13 protein-coding genes are annotated in these 18,598 nt (G+C 47.4%); 3 read left to right on the top strand and 10 right to left on the bottom strand.

Annotation, left to right across the window (positions count from 1 at the left end; genetic code table 11):
* Positions 1 to 692: 692 nt before the first annotated feature.
* Complete coding sequence (locus QUA24_RS04395) at positions 693 to 2,801, bottom strand: GAF domain-containing protein (protein WP_333227528.1); 2,109 nt, start codon at positions 2,799 to 2,801, stop codon at positions 693 to 695.
* A gap of 314 nt (positions 2,802 to 3,115) precedes the next feature.
* Between QUA24_RS04395 and QUA24_RS04400 the strand changes: the two genes are divergently transcribed.
* Positions 3,116 to 4,027 carry a pantothenate kinase gene (locus QUA24_RS04400; protein ID WP_333227530.1) on the top strand — a complete coding sequence of 304 codons (912 nt, stop codon included), beginning with the start codon at positions 3,116 to 3,118 and terminating at the stop codon, positions 4,025 to 4,027.
* A 64-nt stretch (positions 4,028 to 4,091) separates the two neighbouring features.
* On the opposite strand, the gene QUA24_RS04405 is transcribed toward QUA24_RS04400, so the two are convergent.
* The 3 genes from QUA24_RS04405 to bcp all read right to left on the bottom strand — a co-directional run bounded on the left by QUA24_RS04405 (position 4,092) and on the right by bcp (position 6,067).
* A complete protein-coding gene (locus QUA24_RS04405; RefSeq protein ID WP_333215214.1) occupies positions 4,092 to 4,898 on the bottom strand; it encodes an alpha/beta hydrolase in 807 nt (268 codons plus the stop codon).
* Positions 4,899 to 5,057: 159 nt separating this feature from the next.
* Positions 5,058 to 5,513 carry an NUDIX hydrolase gene (locus tag QUA24_RS04410; RefSeq protein WP_333215212.1) on the bottom strand — a complete coding sequence of 152 codons (456 nt, stop codon included), beginning with the start codon at positions 5,511 to 5,513 and terminating at the stop codon, positions 5,058 to 5,060.
* Positions 5,514 to 5,590: 77 nt separating this feature from the next.
* On the bottom strand, positions 5,591 to 6,067 hold the full coding sequence (gene bcp, locus QUA24_RS04415) for a thioredoxin-dependent thiol peroxidase (RefSeq protein ID WP_333227532.1): 477 nt from the start codon (positions 6,065 to 6,067) through the stop codon (positions 5,591 to 5,593).
* Between the two features lie 465 nt (positions 6,068 to 6,532).
* On the opposite strand from bcp, the gene QUA24_RS04420 reads away from it, so the two are divergent.
* Entirely contained in the window at positions 6,533 to 6,724 is a 192-nt protein-coding gene (locus QUA24_RS04420) for a hypothetical protein (protein WP_190738786.1), read from the top strand.
* Positions 6,725 to 6,823: 99 nt separating this feature from the next.
* Here the strand turns inward: QUA24_RS04420 and argH are convergent, their stop codons facing one another.
* The 6 genes from argH to QUA24_RS04450 form a co-directional block, all read right to left on the bottom strand.
* Complete coding sequence (argH, locus tag QUA24_RS04425; RefSeq protein ID WP_333227533.1) at positions 6,824 to 8,209, bottom strand: argininosuccinate lyase; 1,386 nt, start codon at positions 8,207 to 8,209, stop codon at positions 6,824 to 6,826.
* A 288-nt stretch (positions 8,210 to 8,497) separates the two neighbouring features.
* Positions 8,498 to 8,737: a hypothetical protein gene (locus QUA24_RS04430; protein WP_333227535.1), complete on the bottom strand. Its 240-nt coding sequence runs from the start codon at positions 8,735 to 8,737 to the stop codon at positions 8,498 to 8,500.
* Positions 8,727 to 10,214, bottom strand: coding sequence for a PP2C family protein-serine/threonine phosphatase (locus QUA24_RS04435; protein WP_333082720.1), 1,488 nt, complete (start codon positions 10,212 to 10,214; stop codon positions 8,727 to 8,729). Before QUA24_RS04435 ends, QUA24_RS04430 begins: the two co-directional genes overlap by 11 nt.
* Positions 10,215 to 10,943: 729 nt before the next feature.
* Positions 10,944 to 12,701 carry a signal recognition particle-docking protein FtsY gene (gene ftsY / locus QUA24_RS04440; RefSeq protein WP_333227537.1) on the bottom strand — a complete coding sequence of 586 codons (1,758 nt, stop codon included), beginning with the start codon at positions 12,699 to 12,701 and terminating at the stop codon, positions 10,944 to 10,946.
* 153 nt (positions 12,702 to 12,854) lie between these two features.
* A complete protein-coding gene (gene nusB, locus QUA24_RS04445) occupies positions 12,855 to 13,487 on the bottom strand; it encodes a transcription antitermination factor NusB (RefSeq protein WP_333209166.1) in 633 nt (210 codons plus the stop codon).
* A gap of 349 nt (positions 13,488 to 13,836) precedes the next feature.
* Positions 13,837 to 14,562, bottom strand: coding sequence for a DUF502 domain-containing protein (locus tag QUA24_RS04450; protein ID WP_333227539.1), 726 nt, complete (start codon positions 14,560 to 14,562; stop codon positions 13,837 to 13,839).
* A 1,134-nt stretch (positions 14,563 to 15,696) separates the two neighbouring features.
* On the opposite strand from QUA24_RS04450, the gene QUA24_RS04455 reads away from it, so the two are divergent.
* Positions 15,697 to 18,531, top strand: coding sequence for a PAS domain S-box protein (locus tag QUA24_RS04455; RefSeq protein WP_333227541.1), 2,835 nt, complete (start codon positions 15,697 to 15,699; stop codon positions 18,529 to 18,531).
* Positions 18,532 to 18,598: the final 67 nt, after the last annotated feature.

Raw genomic sequence — 18,598 nt, forward strand, 5'->3', positions numbered from 1 at the left:
ATATTTTTGCCAACCTTCACAAGGATGCCATTATCTAGACTACATAGATGATATTTTTTGTCAATGCGTAAGTCCTAACATCATATGAAATTCTAATTAACTCATAATTTTGCCTGGAATATCATTCTACTATGTATTTGTGTAATTAATTCTGTCTAACTACTTAACCCTGTTGGGAATTTCTACAAATTGAGGTTCGGGCGTAATTTAAATCTGATTCTATTAAAAATGCGATGGTAAAAAACCAAGTTTATTGTGGAAGTGAATCAGCAGAAACTTTTATGAGTAAAAACACTCAGGATTTTATATGTCTACGCATAACCCTGTTGGGAATTCCTAAAAATTGAGGTTCGGGCGTAAGTTAAATCTGATTCTATTAAAACAATAGTCCGGACAGTTTTTATATGGCCCAATGGCTTATTCTCTAAGACTTCGCAGCCCCTGTGGATAATTAAATCAATGTCAGCTCCACCCCTGACTTACATTTAATTCGACTTTATTTATGATCCTTGCCCCGCGTAAGCGTGTAGTCTCGTTCCCAAAACTGTCCGGAGTAATGTTAAAAGTGCGATGGTAAAAAACCAAGTGTATTAGTGATCCGTAATGTGATTTACGATCGCCCTCAAGATGTCAAATGGGTTCTCTACTACTGCCAGAGTGACAAAACAGGGTTAATCTGACTAAAGCAAGAATTATGCACTTACCCTCCTCTGATTTGTCAGGGGCAACTCTACAATAAACTCAGTTCCTTCGCCAACCTGACTGACGCAACTCAGCTTGCCACCGTGAGCTTGAACAATTACCTGATAGCACACTGAAAGTCCTAAACCCGTACCTTTCCCCACGGGTTTAGTAGTAAAAAATGGGTCAAAAATCTTGTCTTGAATTTCTGCAGGAATGCCAGTTCCCGTGTCGCGGACAGAGATTGTTACCCAGTCCGGCTCGCTTTGCCAACTACGAATGGTTAATTCCCCCGGTTTGCTCGTTGACTGAAGCGCATCTAAAGCATTGTCAATCAAATTATAAAATACTTGGTTAATTTGACTCGCATGACATTGGACGGGCGGCAAACTGCCGTATTGCTTGTCTATTTTGATATGAGTTTTTAGCTTATTTTGCAGCATCAAGAAACTGCTTTCTAAACCTTCATTCAAATCTACTGGTTTTAATTCAGCGTGGTCTAAACGAGAAAAATTTCGCAGCGTCATCACGATTGAGCGAATCCTCCCGCTGCCTTCCCGCATTGAATTGAGCAGTTTACCAAAGTCTTCTCGAATGTAATCGAGTTCTAGTTCTTCATTGATTCTGACAATTGCTTCCGCTGCTTCCGGGCAGGCATTTCCGGCTTGTTCTAGAGCTTCTTTCAAGGCTTTAAAATATTCTTGAGCGTGAAACAAGTTAGCGTGGATGAAATTGTTGGCGTTGTTAATTTCATGAGCAATGCCCGCCACCATTTGCCCCAAACCTGACATTTTTTCGCTTTGAATCAATTGCTGCTGCGCCGATCGCAATTCTTCTAGTGCAGCCTGCAACTGCTGGGTTTGAGCTTGAGATTTTACCGCCGCATCTTGGACTTGGCTGTAAAGTTCTGCTTGCTGAATGGCGATCGCCATTTGGTTGGCTATCTGGGAGAGCAACTCCATTTCTTGCCGCTGCCAATTGCGGGTATCCCGGCACTCGTGAGCAATCAGCAAACCCCACAGCCTACCGGGAAACTTAGGATTATAGCTTCCGGCTGTGTCCGGGGTATTTTCTTCAGTTCTGGATGTAACAATCGGCACAATCAGATTAGCTTTAACCTGCAAACTATTTAAGAAATCGACATGACAAGGCTCTAAACCAGCATTAAAAATATCATTAATTGCTTTGACTCGCCCTTGCTGGTAAAGATCGGCGTAATCTCCCCGGAAACACTTATCAGCCCCCATATCTCCTAAAATTGAAGGCCAAGGAATCACCATATCTTCAACCACAACTTTTCCTTGCCAGTTGTCTTGAAACTGATAGATGATTACTCGATCGCACTGCAACATTTGGCGGACTTCTCTCACCGCTGTTTGTAAAATAGTTTCCAGATCGAGGGTACTGCGAATTTGGTTGCCGATCAGCCGTAGCAGCGATTCTCGTTCGGCTTGGCGCCTGGTTTTGCTATAGAGTTTGGCTTGATTGATCGCGATAGCCAATTGCGATCCAACCCCTTCTAAAAGCTGCCTTTCCCAATCAGTCCATTCCCGTTCGCGATCGCACTGATGCAAACCAATTATGCCATTCACTTCACCTTGATAGCGAGTAGCTACTGCCAGCATTGACTTAATCTCCAAAACTTCGGCAATTTTTCGGGTTTGTGGGTTCAATCCCGGAAAATCGAGAAACTTCGTCACTGCTAGGGAATCTTGTTGAGACACGACTGCAGCCAAATGCGGGTTGTCACTCATCGGTACTTTCATTCCCAGTTGGATCGGATAGTCTCCCGCGTTGTACTCTCCGCGCGTAACTAAAATTTTTTCTGTATTTGATTCTTTGACTAAAATGCTCACGCGACTGCACTGTAATGCTTGCCCCAGCAATCTGCAGGCCGATGTCAAAATTTCTTCTATGTCAAGTGTACTGCGAATTTCGTTATTAATTTGGTTCAGCAAGTTCGATAACTGAACTTGCTGCTGCATCTGCACTATTAGGGCTTTTTGTTGGTCTACTTCCGGCAGTGAAAGACTTTCTTCCTGCCTCCAGTTTTCAGATTCAGGCAACCGCGAAGTTACTCTTTGCCAGGGGTTTTCGTGCTCTTGTATTTTTAAAGACATATTTACTCAGGAGTTGTACAGTATTTTGATTGAGTCTGGTTTTTTAAACCTATGCTTACCCCGCCAACAGCCCCATCGCAGCTACCAGGACTTTGGAATATCTTAAGACATTATAAAGGATGCCGCCTGAGCAAAGCAATTATTTGCTTTACAAATATTTATATTTAGCAAGTATGCCCTCTGCAGCCGACAATACTAATTGGCGCTTGGCATGGAACTTGGTCAGATGTCAAATAGAGTTAACCGCCCGTTTAAGCGAATAAAATTAATCTAAAATCTATCTTTAGTTCAATGTTTGCGCCGGAGCGATCAATATGGAAAATTCAATTCCCGACAATTTCCGTTCGCCAGCAAGCACCGACAACATTACTTCTGGATTGACAGGTAAAGCCCAGATTAAAATAGCTTTGGCGATCGGCAATTCCCGGCTGCACTGGGGATTATTTGTGGGCAAAACCCTGGAGAAAACATGGGATACACAGCATCTAAATACTGATGCGGTTTCCCGGCTCTCGGAGGAGGAAAAAGCCGAATATTTGGTGCAAATAGTAATGAGGTCGATCGAGGAAATATCTTCTCAAAATCTCCTTTGTCTTCCTGCTACTACCGCTTTTTCTAATCCTCGCACACTTTCTTTAGTGCCGCTGCCTCTAATTTTGGCTTCAGTAGTTACCCAGCAAACAGCAATTTGGCAGAGTTATCCTGATGTCCGAATTATTACTTTAGACCAGTTGCCGATCAGGGGACTCTATCCTACCCTGGGAATTGACAGAGCTTTGGCTGTACTGGGCGCTGGCAACCAATTGGGTTGGCCAGTTTTACTTATAGATGCTGGTACAGCTTTAACATTTACTGGGGCTGATGTCAATAGGTATTTAGTTGGGGGCGCAATCTTACCAGGCTTGGGTTTGCAGTTATCGTCGCTATCTAAAAAAACTTCTGCATTACCTTTAGTCAGTTTACCACAAAATCTGCCATACCGCTGGGCGAAAGACACTGATGGGGCAATTCAAAGCGGAGTTGTGTATGCGACGGTGGCAGGAGTTAGGGATTTTATTGAAGATTGGCGGTGTTTGTTTCCTTATAGCAAAATTGCGGTCACGGGGGGCGATCGCACTATGCTTTTAAAATACCTCACCGCAGCCTTTCCTGATACAGCCGCAGGCTTAATTGACGCACCAGAGGCTATTTTTTGGGGAATTAGCCTGTTAAATGTTGACTGTTGACTGTTGTCATTTTATCAATTCGCAATTCGCAATTCCCAATTCCCAATAATTACCAATTCCCAATTCACCTAGCAAACTCGCGAATATAGTTAGCCACAACATCCGGGACTTCCTGCGGCAAATTGCTTTCCCCCGGACTGACCAATTGCAGTTCGGCATTAGGAGCCAGAGCAGCATAGGATTGACAAAGAGACGAAGCTGCGGGAGTATCTTCAGAACCTTGCAACAGCAAAACAGGCACTTTCAGCAAAGACAAATTCTCATCAACTAATTCCGCTGTAATTTCCGCCCGCCGGCGCCCGAACAGCAACTGCACGGCAACAGGGGACTCCATCAACTGCTGTCTGAACTTTAGCAATCCGTCAATCTTTTTTTTGCTACCCAGCAACTTAGCAATTGGATAGATCGATCGTAGCAACCACAAAGCCAGCGGTGGTTGGCCCATTAGCCAGCTAGCCGTCTGCCACCGCCCCCGCCGGTTGCCAACCTTGACGCCTTCTGGGGCCAACAACACCAAACCCTGAACTCGATCGGGATATTTGATAGCGTAGCTGGTGGCCACCCAGCCGCCCACAGAGTGAGCGATTAAATAAACCTGTCGCAACTTCAAAGTATCGAGGTATTGGGCGAGACATTCTACTTCCAAGTCGATCGAATAATGAAGATTTGGGCGTTCTGAGTCGCCAAACCCCAGCAAATCCGGTGCGAAGCAGTGGTAGTAGGGGCTCAAATGTTCGATCGTCCTCAGCCACTGACTGCTGTCGTGCCAAGAACCGTGTAAAAATACTAAATTCGGGCCTTGACCGACTTCGTGCCAGAAGATTTGCCCTACAGAGAGTTTGACCCGAGAATTGCGTAGCGGTGAGTACATCCGGTTAAATATTTAGTAATAAAAAGATGATTAATTTAATGTTCAGAGTTTGTGAATAAAAGTAGGAAAACAGTGAAAATTAATTCCACATTTATATACAGAAAATTTTTGACGGCGAGGTAATTTCCGACTTTGATCACATTTGGATGCCCCGCCGATTTACGCCAAAGTTGTCAGGCCTTGAAAATAGTCCTGTAAGTGTTGGTTGTTATCGTGGCTGAGCGCGCCCTCCGGCAGCGATGCGGGCAAAAAAGCCTCAACCTCGCTGACTTCAAGCGTATCCTGAACTTGCATTTTTCCCTCTACCTCTGCTGCCACCACGATACAAATCGAGTGCAAGCGAGGGTCTCGATCTGCAGCCGAATAAACACCCACCAAGCGACGGATTTTAACTAAATCGAGTCCTGTTTCCTCCGCTAATTCCCGGCGCACAGTTGTGGGAATATCCTCTCCCCAATCCACCATACCTCCCGGCAGTGCCCAGCGACCGTTGTCGCGACGGCGAATTAACACAATTCGCCCGTCAGGCAAGACGGGAATCACCGCAGTACCAGTGACGGGATGTCGAAAAATCAGTCCCAGGACAGTTTGTACAATTTGCCACAATCGACGCATAAACTCAAAAGCTTGTTTAGGGGAAAGTAATTTCAGGTTTCTTAGCTGGCAGCTCAAAAGTCTTAATTTTTAATTTTTCATTCAGGCGAGAGGTCTGGCAAGTCTGCTAATATCTCGGCTGCGTGAGTTTCTGGTTTGACTTTCCGATAAACCTTTTCAATCCTACCATCAGGGTCGATCGCGAAGGTCGATCGAGTAATTCCCATAAATTCTTTTCCCATAAATTTTTTGAGCCCGTAACAGCCGTAGGCGGTAGCAACTTCGGCGTTTGAGTCGCACAGCAAGGGAAAAGGCAGTTGATATTTAGCTGCAAACTTGGCGTGGGCCCCCGCCCCGTCTGTACTGACGCCGAGGACTGCTATATTGCGCGACTGGTAGTCTGAGTAAATGTCGCGAAAGCCGCAAGCTTCTTTGGTACAGCCAGGGGTATTATCCCTAGGGTAAAAATAAAGTACAACTCGCCGCCCTCGAAAATCTGCAAGGCTGACGATATTGCCTTGCGCGTCGGGCAGGCTGAAGACAGGAGCTACGTCACCGGGATTTATAGTCGTCATTGGTCGTATTTGTCAAGAGTTTATAGAAATCTTCTGGAAGATAGACAACATTGCGTCCCGATCAAACCCAGATTCCCAGCGACTTGAATCCCCGTGTTCTTTTTTCTGGGTCTTGTACCGGGTGTGCTATGATCGTCATCGGTCTAAAATTGAGTATAACTAGCCAACGTAAAAACTTAACTGGATTAGTTGAGTGCGTAGTCACACCTAACGGTGTTGCGGTTTAGGAAAGCTAAATTTGAAGAAAACCTAACTACATAAAGAGAACTGATCGAGTACGGTAGGGCATACCGGAATTAACGCTTGGGGAGAAGACACCTATATTTTGGCTGGAGAAATCCTGTCGCCAGTAAGTGACTTCGCTGAACCAAGAATCTCAGTCACCAAGAGTGCACAGAGTGTCAAACTTAAGAATCCCTGGGCGTGAAAGCCCGGGGACTGTCAATGTTTATTAGTGAGGTCAGAATGGCTAAGCGCCGCAATCTCAAGAAAGAGAAGGCACAACGAAATCAAGCATACGCTCGCAAGTTTCGCAAGCGGAGAAATCAAGATATGTTCTCCAACAAGAGAAGACGATTTGACGGCGGTAACGGCGGTGGCATGGGCGCCATGAGCGGTGGCGGCAGAGACAAAGACATGGCTGCTGCTGAAGATTAATTGAGTCAGGCTATCTGCCGAACTTAGAACCAGAGTGGAAAACACGATCGTTCTAAGGAGAGATAGCCAGCCGGAATTTGTCGAATAATTCAACGATGTTTAGGCGATCCGATCGCGCGCAGCGATAAGTGATTTTCTCACTTGTTCAAACCCGGTACCCCCGTAACTATTGCGAGCCGCCACCACTTGCTGAGGTGCGATCGCGCTGTAAATGTCTGTCTCAAAAGCTGGGTGCAAGTCTTTCCACTCCTCAAGTGTCAAATCTTTGAGGAGTTTGCCCCCCGAAAGGCAAGTTTTGACGACTTTGCCGACAAGGTTGTAAGCTTCCCGGAAGGGAACGCCTTTGGCGGCCAAGTAGTCGGCTACGTCTGTAGCATTAGAAAAGTCTTCTGTAACGGCAGCGGCGAGGCGATCGCCATTAAAGGCGATGCCTTCCCGCAGCAAAATGGTCATTGCTTCCAAGCAACCTTGTACCGTTTTGACGGTATCAAACAAAGCCTCTTTATCTTCTTGCAAATCTTTGTTGTAGGCCAAAGGAAGTCCCTTCACTACTACCAACAAGGCTTGCAAGTTACCGAACACCCGCCCCGCTTTGCCTCGCACCAACTCCGGCACGTCGGGATTTTTTTTCTGGGGCATGATGCTAGAACCAGTAGCGCAGCTATCTTTGAGCGTAATAAATCCAAATTCGTGAGAAGACCACAAAATCATTTCTTCTGACAAGCGGCTCAGGTGTACCAGAATCAAGCTGGCGGCAGCGAGAAATTCGATCGCAAAATCTCGATCGCTCACTCCATCTAAGCTATTAGCATAAACCTTGTCAAATTGCAAGAGTTCTGCAGTATAATGTCGGTCGATCGGGAAAGTCGTCCCCGCCAACGCGCCACAACCCAAAGGCGAAACATTGACCCGCTTGCAGACATCGCCGAGACGTTCCCAATCGCGATCGGTCATTTCAAAATAAGCTAAAAGGAAATGAGCCAAACTGATCGGCTGAGCGCGCTGCAAATGAGTGTAACCGGGAATTAAAGTTTCCACGTTACGATCGGCAAGATCGAGCAAAACCCCTTGAAATTCCCGTAATTGCTCGCGAATTTCTGCGATGCGATCGCGCAAATACAAGCGAGTATCAGTGCCGGCTTGATCGTTGCGCGATCGGGCAGTGTGCAACTTTTTCCCAGCATCTCCCACGATATCCGTCAGCCGCTTCTCTACAGCGAAGTGAACGTCTTCTGCATCAACTCCGGGAACAAAAAGTCCTTGGCGGTATTCGCGGCGAATCTGTTCCAAACCATTAACTAACTGTTCGCCTTCTGCTGCGGAAATAATCCCGGTTTTGGCCAGCATTTTAGCGTGAGCGACAGAACCAGTCAAGTCATACTCAATCAATTCAATATCGAAGCCAATACTAGCATTGAATCGGGCGATCACCGGGTGCAGCGCCGATTCAAATCTTTGACTCCAAGTTTTTTGTTGTGTTGTCATTGCTCAAGCTAAAACTAGATTGTATCTCTCTTGCAGAAGTCTATAAAAACCGATTTGTAGCAAAGACTAAAGTCCTTCCTCCGGTTTGTAGTCTGGACTTTAGTCATCCCTTCCCAATTCACCAAGAAAAAACTCACGTCCTGACTAACAACTTTTTATACATCTTTTTACCAGAAAAAACTGAAGTCTGGACTACAAAATTGTGAAACTTTTGCTGCATCCGAAAGAACTGAGGTTGGGGCGACAAACCTTTTAAATCTGTTACCGATACCTTCTTCGACAAGAATTTTAACGAAAAATCCCTTTAAAGAACCAGCCCACAAAAATACCTATAAAAAAAGCTCCTATTTGACCAGTCGAAACAAAATTGTTCCAAGCTTTCTGGAAATTCGTAAAAATTTCGTAACTTTGACCCAAAAGCACCGGCGAACTCAAATGAGATTTCAAAACTACCATGTGAGCAGCATCGTGCCAATTAATCGAGTTGATTAATCCAGCAGTAATTTCCGGCATTAAATTAACTATCATGGTGATTTTCTCCTGCTAAAGGTGTTACCCTGAGTACAACCAGTGTCATGTCATCTTCGTTACGATTGCCGATGCCGATAAACTGGTGAACGCGATCGAACAAATAATCCAAAATTTCTTCAGACTGCTGATAATTTTGACAGGCCCACTGAAAAGCCGAGGTCAAGTTATCCTCATCAAACCGATCGCCCCTTTGATTAGAAGCATCGGTAAATCCGTCTGTGTAATAAATAATAGTATCTCCTGGCTGCAATTGAATGTGGGCTTCTTGGTAAAGCGAATCAGCATCCAGCCCAATTAACATTCCCTCCAAAGTATCAAGCTGAAGAATCGAATTAGTGGCAGCTTGCCACAGCAAAGGCGGGTGGTGAGCAGCATTGCTGTAAGACAAAACGCGAGTTTTCGGGTCATACTCCGAATAAAACAGAGTCACAAAACGGTGGGAATTTTCCAAATCCGCGTGCATAACCCGGTTTAAATGTTGCAAAATTCTCGACGGCGAGTGGCGGTTCAAAACCTCCGCCCGCAGCATACCCCGTGTCATCGTCATCAACAGGCCAGCCGGTACTCCTTTGCCCATCACGTCGCCGATCACAATGCTCCAGCGGCCCTTGTCGATTTTGGACTTGAGATTTTTAATTAGGGATGGGGGGTGTTCCCCCTCATCTTCCTTGCCGATCGGGTCATAGTCAGCGGGAATAAAATCATAATAATCTCCGCCGACTCTGCTCGCAGTTTGGCAGCGGGCGGCCACGTCAAGGCCCGGAATTTTCGGACAACTACGGGGTTGCAGCCGCAATTGAATTTCCGCCCCGATTTCTAACTCTCTGTCTAAGCGGTCTTTTTCCGCCAACTTAACAGTAAGTTCGTCTTTGCAAATAGCCACAGCGGTTTGATCCGCCACCAACCGAACTAATTTCTGTCTGCTGGGAGTCCAGAGATATTGCGGATCACTGCTAAAAACATACAGCCGTCCGCGTTCCAAATTGTTGACTAAAATTGGCGCCCCAAACAAATGAACATCCGGGCCCAAATAACGACCGACTTGCAGGTCTAGACTAGAAGTTTGCCCAGAGGTTTCCGAAAACGATGCAGCAGTAGCACCCACACCTGCTGTAGCTTGTCTGGTGGCTATTTCCAGCGCTTTTCGCATATCTTGGCACTGCCGTCCTTCCTGACAATGCAACTGCTGGAACCTGACTTGACCGTTGGGTTTGAAAAGCACTAAAGCTCCCCCGTCGGCGTCCGTAACGCGAGTCGCCACCAAAGGCACCAACTCCAAAAATTGGTTGAGATTGTTAAAACTTCGCAGGGCAAATCCCAGCGAGCCCAACATATCTTGAACGTTGTGTTGATATCGGTGCAAACGCGCCACCAGTTCTTTGAGGGCAAATACTGGCGTCGCGTCGGTGGAATTGCGACCCGAAGGGCGGTCAGCAGGTTGAGGTGAGGGGCGAGGCAAAGGCACAGCAGTCATTGTAAATGTGTGATTTTCGATCTTAGACGGAGTAATGATTGAGGACTTACGGGCCACTTGAACAGAAACCCGTTTTTTTTTCGAGCAAGTAGTTTAGTTTGATCGAGTAAGTTGGGCACTAGGACATGAGTATAAACTTAAGTCTAAAATTCTTAAGAAATCTGGTTTATAGCTGAGTCTAGATACCCCTAAATCCACGCCGCTTGCTTTATTTGGGTGGCCCCAAGACCGCAGCGGCTTCCCTTAAGCAGGGGGACTTTAACCATTTGCTGTCGCCCTTCTTAAGGGTAGGGCCAGGCAGGGCTGTTTCGGGGCAACTACGGGGGGATTGCCCCTACGGAAAACCAAGGTTTTGTAGGGCGGTGCCCCTGTGTCCGCCCAGCCTATAAACGAGTCGGGGTTTCAGATATCGGGGCAGCCACGGGGGGCAGCCACTACAAGAGAATGAAACAGCCCTGGAGGGCCAGGGGTATCGGGAAGATTGTGCAATCAGACAGCAGACTGATACTCAATTTGAGCTTAATTTGACACGCTACTGGCACTTTGAATCCAAACCAGCAAGAACAGGGGAAAGTATTGTTTCTAGGTATTTAGTTTTCACTCGCCGCCCGTGGTGGCGCAAGTCCTGCGATGGTAGTTTGAGGTTAAGGATTTGAGATTTTGAACCTCTGTACCCGCCTCCAACAATCGGGACGACCACAGATACCTGATCAATCTAAAATCTAAAATCTAAAATCTAAAATCGAGTAGGGCTTCCACAAATTCGTAACTAGAAAACGGGCGCAAGTCTTCGATGCTTTCCCCGACTCCAATAAAGCGGATGGGCAGACCAAGCTGCTGCACTACTGCTAGGGCAACACCACCTTTAGCAGAACCGTCGAGTTTTGTCAATACTACTCCACTTAATTTTGCCGATTCTGCGAACACTTCTGCCTGTCGCAAACCATTTTGACCCAGTGTGGCATCCAAGACCAGTAGAGATTCTACGGTAGCGCCTGGGGCTTTCTTGTCTACAATGCGACGGATTTTACTTAATTCGTCCATCAGATTTTTTTTGTTTTGCAGGCGGCCTGCGGTGTCTACGATCAGCAGTTCTGTGCCGCGGGCGCTGGCGGCGGCGATCGCATCAAATACGACAGCAGCCGGATCGGTATTTTTCCCTGGGTTGGCAATAATTTCGACGCCGCTGCGGGAACCCCAAACTTTAACCTGTTCGACGGCGGCGGCGCGGAAAGTGTCGGCGGCGGCTATTAGGGTTTTGTAGCCTGATTTTTGGGCAATATGGGCAAGTTTGCCGATCGTCGTAGTTTTGCCCGCACCGTTGACTCCTACGATTAGCCAGATATTAAAAGTGTCTTTTTCCGGGGCAAATGTCAGGCTGTAGGCGGGATTACCGGCGGCGGTTTCGGCACAGGGAGCGTCCAGAATATCGCGCAGAATCGTTTTCAGGTAGGCTAGAGCCTGTTCTGGCGGCAGCACTTCTTGTGTGAGTCTTTCTTGGAGGCGACTGATAATGATGTCGGTGGCTGCGACTCCGACATCGGCTTGCAGGAGCAAAGTCTCAATTTCGGCTACTGCGTCTTGGTTGAGCGGGCCTTGACCGACGATCGCCTTTAGTCGATTAATTAAGCTGCGACGAGTTCTTTCTAAGCCTTTCCGCAGTTTTTGCAGCCAAGTGATTTCTTCGACAGATACTTGGTCTGGTCGGCGGCCTTGACTGGCTAAGATTTCAGAAGACCACAGGAAGCCTTCGTCAAAGGCGAAACCGGGAATTTCTTCGATAATTGCGGCTCTCTCGGCGGCGGCTGCAATTACGTCTGGTTCTTCAATGGCGGTTTCTTTGAGGCGTTCGATGCGCTCCATGCGATCGGCCTGAGCTCTGGCCCAAAAGGGCAAGGCTTCGGCTGCTTCGCCGTCGGATGCGAGTGATTCGGTTTCTACAACCTCGGTTGCAGGTTCGGCAATTTCTATATTTTCTGCTGTAACTTCTAATTGTTGAGCTATCGGTGCAATGTCGATCGCCCCGGCTGTGGGTTGCAGGGTTTCTGCAATTTCTGCAGGCGTTGCTGCATCGAGTTCCGAAACCTCGGTTGCTTCAACTGTTGCTGGTGCTGCAACTTCTGGAACTTCTGCAACAGTTGGTGCTGTGGGTGCTGGTTCAAGTTCGATCGTCTCTGTTGCTTCAATAATCGCCGGTTCTGCAACTTCTGCAACTGTCGCGATTTCTGCTTCGGCTGCTGGAACATCGGGCGCTGCTGTCTCGGAAACTTCTGTTTCGGGTTTTTGCTGTTTTTGAATATTTTTGTAAGCAGCTTTTGCCCAATTAAGATAATCTTCGGCTACAGCAGGAGAAGCTTGCTCTGTTGTATCTGTTTGAGGCTCAACCGGTGCGGATTTTGCCGACTCATCTTGCGGCTGTTCGGGTGTTGCCTCTGTTTCAGAAGATTTGTTTTCGCTGTACTGGCGACGAAACCAATTAAATACCATAGGAAATTGGGAATATAGTTATTAGTCCTTAGTTTAGAGCGGATTGCGGATTGCGGATTGCGGATTGCTAATGACTCTGGGTACGGTTCGCGCCCCGGCCGCACCCTCCGGGTAAGGTGTCCACCAAGCACCCGGAGGACTGATGACTAAGGACTAGGGACTAACAACTTCTGCATTGATTTTATCGACTACTCGGCGAAGGACTCCGTTGATGAAGCGATGTCCTTCGTCGCCGCTGTAGCGTTTTGCCAGTTGGACGGCTTCGTTGACGCTGACTTGTTCGGGTAAGCCGAGATATAGCATTTCGGCGATCGCGATTCTCATGATATCTCGATCGATCCGGGGCAACCGTTCTATTTGCCAGTCTACAAGGGATTCCGAGAGCAATTCATCAATTTGAACACGGTTGGCGCTGACTTTCGTCAGAATTTGCAAAGCATAGGTGCGGACATCTTGCTGGTTGGCTAGCTGGATTAGTTCTGGAAACTCCATTGCTGAACCGAGACGGTTGATTGCGGTTTGGGTGAGTTCGACTGCTTCCCGTACCATTGTTCTAGCACTTTGTATATCGGAGGCGCGGATTTCGCTGGCAAGCAGTTTGTCGCTACTCCGCTGCACTTCGGATGCTGCTGCTTCTAGGGATTCTTGAACTTCTGCTGTCAGGGTACGGATGGCGGCGAGGAGAACATCTTGCAGTTTCTTGGCTTCTAAGATTTCTGGATTCGTCGGCAGTTGGCTGATGCCGAGGAGGGCGAGTTCGCGTGCTGTTTCGCGGGCTTTTTTCATAGTTTTTAGATAGGAATTGAGAATTTAGGAATTTGGGAATTTTTGAGATTGCTAGGCGCTGGTTCAGAGCATAGACTTGGACTTTAGCAGAAAAACTCGTAAAAAACCCGCCCTGAGTCACGATTGTTTCTGGGTAGGTTTTGGAGAGATATTATCTGTTATGGGGAAAGTAAAGTTTAGAGTTTCAAACCCGCTAAACCGCGAGTATCTGAGTTTTGCTTTTACAGGAGTGCGAGCGGGACGCCCGCTATATATATATGTAGCGGGCGTCCCGCTCGCACTCCTAAAAAACGCTTTTTACTCTCATTGAGATGCTCTCTAAACCTGACCTACAGATTGATGTCTTCGTTTAGTCTTCTTCGACTGGAACAGCCTGGTATCTTGATTCGGATACCAAGGGTTCGAGTGTTTTGCCCTTAATATTTTCGGGGGTTACTGCAATTGAGTTGTTGGGGTTCACGATGCCGCCGGAGATGATGACTTTAAAGGCATCTTCGATCGACATAGACAAATTGACTAAATCTGCCTCCGGGACTATAGCGTACCATCCGGTGGTGGGGTTGGGAGTGGTGGGGATGAAAATGCCGATTGGGGTTTCACCGGAAAGGTGAGGCGGGATGTCGTTACTCTCGATCGTACCCGTCACAAATGCTAAAGTCCAGATTCCCCGCCGGGGATATTCCACTAACACCACGCGGCGAAATTTGTCGTTTGATTTGAGGAGGGTTCCCAGCAGTTGTTTGAGGGTTTTGTAAACCGAACCGGCTAGGGGAATTGCCTGCAACACCCGTTCGCCAAAATCTAGCAGCCACTTGCCGAAAATGTTGCGGGCCATTAAACCGATGACTAAGATGCTCAGCAGGGGTACAGCCAGCCCTACTAAAAGATTTAGCAGATTCACCAAAATCGGGTGGAGTCCGTCAAAAGGGTTGATCTGCTTGGGAATTTTGGTGAGAAAATTGATCACCCAACTGGCGACGGTTATTGTCAGCCAGATGGTGGTAGCTAAGGGTATCACTACCAATAGTCCTGCGATCAGGTCGTTTTTTAAGTCTTGTTTGATGCGTTGGAGCACGGCGGGTCAAATCTCCTCGTAACTGGTTGCCAATAACCTGAATAAAGCTGAGACTAAAGCAACTGCACGGGCTTTACTGGATGTCACCATAGACGATCGTCTTCAATTCTGCTAAACCCTACCCTTTCTGAGGGGGAAGAGTTAGGGATCGCCGGTGCTGTACCTTTATTTTAAAGAATTATTGCAAGTTGGCGCTTGATTTTAATATATGCGGGCTGTGCAGCAGCTCACCGTATTGTATATTTTAAGACATTTTGGGTCGGTTTAATCAATAAGCCGATCAGTCAGAGACAGCCTGGGAGTCGCAGTGTAGCGAGTCCCGATCAAATTTTCTGTGATTTGCATAGGAAATTAATTGGTCGATCGAGCTTTCTCAGATTTTCGGCTGGGTGGCACTTTGTTGTACCGAATTCAGGGGAACCTCTGCAGGTTGACTACAGCGTCTCTGCCAAAATCTATCTTTGGATCGATGCAGTATAACTATATCTTAGTATAAAAGCGGTGATTTTTGATGGGCGACAGCGATAAACAAAACAACAGTTACCTACCATGCAACAGTTGCATGGTAGGCAAATCCGGCAAAAAGTAAAGCAGACAGACCAGCAACTTTGACTTTTTTGACAGGATTGATCGATATTCAGGAAATAAGGGCAGAATTCAACCGAATTCGAGCTTGAGAGGAGCGGCAAAGCAATATAGAATTAACTTGGGCATCACTACAAAAAAATAATCTGCCAAACGAGGTAGCAGTAGTTAGTAGCAAGCGAGATAAATTACTACATAGCTAGTTGTTTCTAGCCAGAAGTGCGACACTATTTGTTTAACAGGGTATAGCTAAACTGCTGCATAGAAGCAAGACTCCAGCGATGCCGATTTCTTGGAAGCCGAGGAAAGTTAAGGAAAAACAAGCGTACTAGCCGCTCAAGTCAGAGCGGGGATTTACCTCGCTGCAAGCAGCAATAGACTTGATTAGAAGCTAGGATTGAGATATGAATGCTCAACTCATGAAACCAATTGATTTTTACATTTTTTTATGCCATTAAAAACGCAAGACTTTTTTGGGCTTCACTGAACCAGCCGCAGCCCAATCAAATTTTGTGTCCGCTAATTAATATTTAAGTAAAAGGAATTTTTGTGAAAACGCTCAGTATCCTCTTAGTAGAAGACAGCCCCCTAGATGCCGAACTGATTGAGGCATATCTAATGGATGGCGGACTCCAATTTTCTCTGGTGTGTGTGGAAACTCGAGAAGACTTTGCCACGGCACTGGAAAAACAACGTTTTGACATTATTTTGGCAGATTATATGCTGCCTTGTTTTAACGGGATAGCTGCGCTGGAAATTGCCCACACTACTTGTCCGGGAGTGCCGTTTATTTTTGTTTCGGCTACTTTGGGTGAGGAAGTGGCGATTGAAACTTTGAAAAGCGGCGCTACTGATTATGTTCTCAAACGCCGTTTGATACGGCTGGTGCCGTCGATTGAGCGGGCCCTGCGGGAAGTTCAAGAACGGAACGAGCGCAAGCAAGCCGAAGCACAGCAGCAGGAGAGCGAAGCTCGATTTCGGATCATGGCAGATACCGCGCCGGTGATGATTTGGATGTCGGGCACTGACCAACTTGGCGATTACTTTAACAAAGTTTGGCTGGAGTTTACCGGTAGAACTTTAGCGCAAGAAATGGGCACGGGTTGGATGGAAAACTTGCACCCTGATGACTTGCCAGAATGTCTGGATATTTACCAAAAAGCCTTCCACGCTGGCAGCGAGTACCGGCTCGAATGCCGACTGAGACGCTATGACGGGGAATACCGCTGGGTTTTGGGTACAGGCGTACCCCGGTACAGACCCGATCGCACTTTTGCAGGTTACATCGGTTCTTACATCGATATTAGCGATCGAAAACAGGCAGAACAAGAACGCGCTGCCGCTTTGTCCCGCGAACAAGCAGCGAGGTTGCAAGCAGAAGAAACAGCTAAAGCGCTGCAATCGGCAAACGATAAAATTACTAACATTCTCGAAAGCATTACCGATGCTTTTATCGCTGTTGATTTAAATTGGAACTATACCTATCTCAACCACCAAGCTATTGAGCTGTTAGGCAGACCCCAAGCAGAACTGATTGGTAAAAAAATGTGGGATATATTTCCCTGGGCTGTGGATTTACAGTTTTACAAAATGGCGACCAAAGCATTAGCAGAAAAGGTAACGGTCGAGTATGAAGAATTCGTACCGTTATGGAATAAGTGGTTGAAGATGCGTTTTTATCCTTCTGATTCTGGTTTGTCGGGTTACATCCAAGACGTTACCGATCGTAAGCAAACAGAAGCTGCACTCCAAGCGAGCGAAGAAAAGCTGAGAATGTTAGCCGAAGCTAACTTGATAGGAATTATCTTCGGGGATGTTAACGGCGGTATCATCGAGGCCAACGATGAATTTTTGCGGATAGTTGGTTACACGCGGGAACAGTTGCAGCGCGGTGAATTAAACTCGATTGACATCACGCCGCCGGAGTACCAGTCTCTCGACAAGAAGGGGATGGCAGAGGCACAAGCAACGGGGGCTTGCACTCCCTACGAAAAGGAATTTTGGAGGAGAGACGGTAGCCGGATTCCGGTGTTGATCGGATATGTTTTGCTGGCGCAAAAGCGGCAAGAATCTGTGGGTTTTATTCTCGATTTAACGGTTGGCAAGCAGTTGGAAAGAGAACTGCACGATCGAGCCGAGGAATTGGCGCGGGCGAACCGGATTAAAGACGAGTTTCTAGGAACTTTGTCCCACGAATTGCGGACGCCGCTGAATGCGATGCTGGGATGGGCACAACTGCTGCGAAACCGCAAGTTTGACGAAAAAACGACTGTTCGGGCTCTGGAAACGATCGACCGCAATACACGAGCGCTGGCAACTCTGATCGAGGATTTACTGGACGTGTCACAGATTATTACCGGGAAACTGTCGCTGAATTTGCGGTGGGTGGATGTGATTTCGACTGTTGAGGCTGCGATCGATACTCTCGCGCCCGCGATTGCCGCCAAAAATATTGAAATTGTGACGGATTTCGACCCAACGGCAGGACGGATTTTTGCCGATTCCGGTCGCTTGCAGCAGGTAGCGTGGAATTTGCTGTCGAATGCGATTAAGTTTACTCCCGATGGCGGACAGGTGAGGGTGGCGGTGCGAAAGATGGAGAGGACTTTTGCCAGTGACGAATCCGCTTGCTGTAAAAATTTGTCGCACGCTAGTGTCGAAATTGAGGTTAGTGACACGGGACAAGGGATTTCAGAAGAGTTTTTGCCGCACGTTTTCGAGCGGTTCAGCCAAGCTGACAGCTCTACAAGGCGATCGTACAACGGATTGGGTTTGGGCTTGGCCCTAGTGCGGCATTTTGTGGAAATGCACGGAGGGACGGTGCAAGCCGAATCTGCCGGGAAGGGAGAAGGCTCGAGGTTTTTAGTGAGATTGCCAATTCAACAGCTTCATTGCGACGGCGGATTTTCTGTTGCCCCACTCGGTGAGGTTGCGATTCCTCAAAGCAAGGCGCGAGCCCCTGTAAAGGAGTCTTTTGTCAGCACCAATCTTTCTGGAGTGCGGGTATTGGTGGTCGATATTGACGCGGATTCCCTGGATTTTGCGTGTACAGTGCTCGAAGATTGCGGGGCCCAGGTGGAGACTGCTAACTCTGGAATGGCTGCCATGGAGGCGATTGAAAGGCTGAATCCGGATGTGTTGGCGATCGATATCGGGATACAGGCCCTTGACGGAGAGGCTCTGCTGCGGCAAGTGCGATCGCGGATGGTGGACAGGGAAATTCCGGCGTTGGCGTTCACGGCGGTTGGTAGGGTAGAGGAACGAATACGGGCACTGCAGCAAGGTTTTCAAATTTACGTGCCCAAGCCGATCGAGCCTGCTGAGTTGGTGGCGGTGGTGGCAAGTTTGGCGGCGCGCTCAAAGATTTTAGATTTTAGATTTTAGATTGACTCCGCGATGACGGATGTCGTAACTACAAATCATTTTTCTTGCATTCGAGCGATCGGAAAAT

It is taken from the genome of Microcoleus sp. Pol12B5 (genome assembly GCF_036701335.1).
Taxonomy (GTDB): domain Bacteria; phylum Cyanobacteriota; class Cyanobacteriia; order Cyanobacteriales; family Microcoleaceae; genus Microcoleus.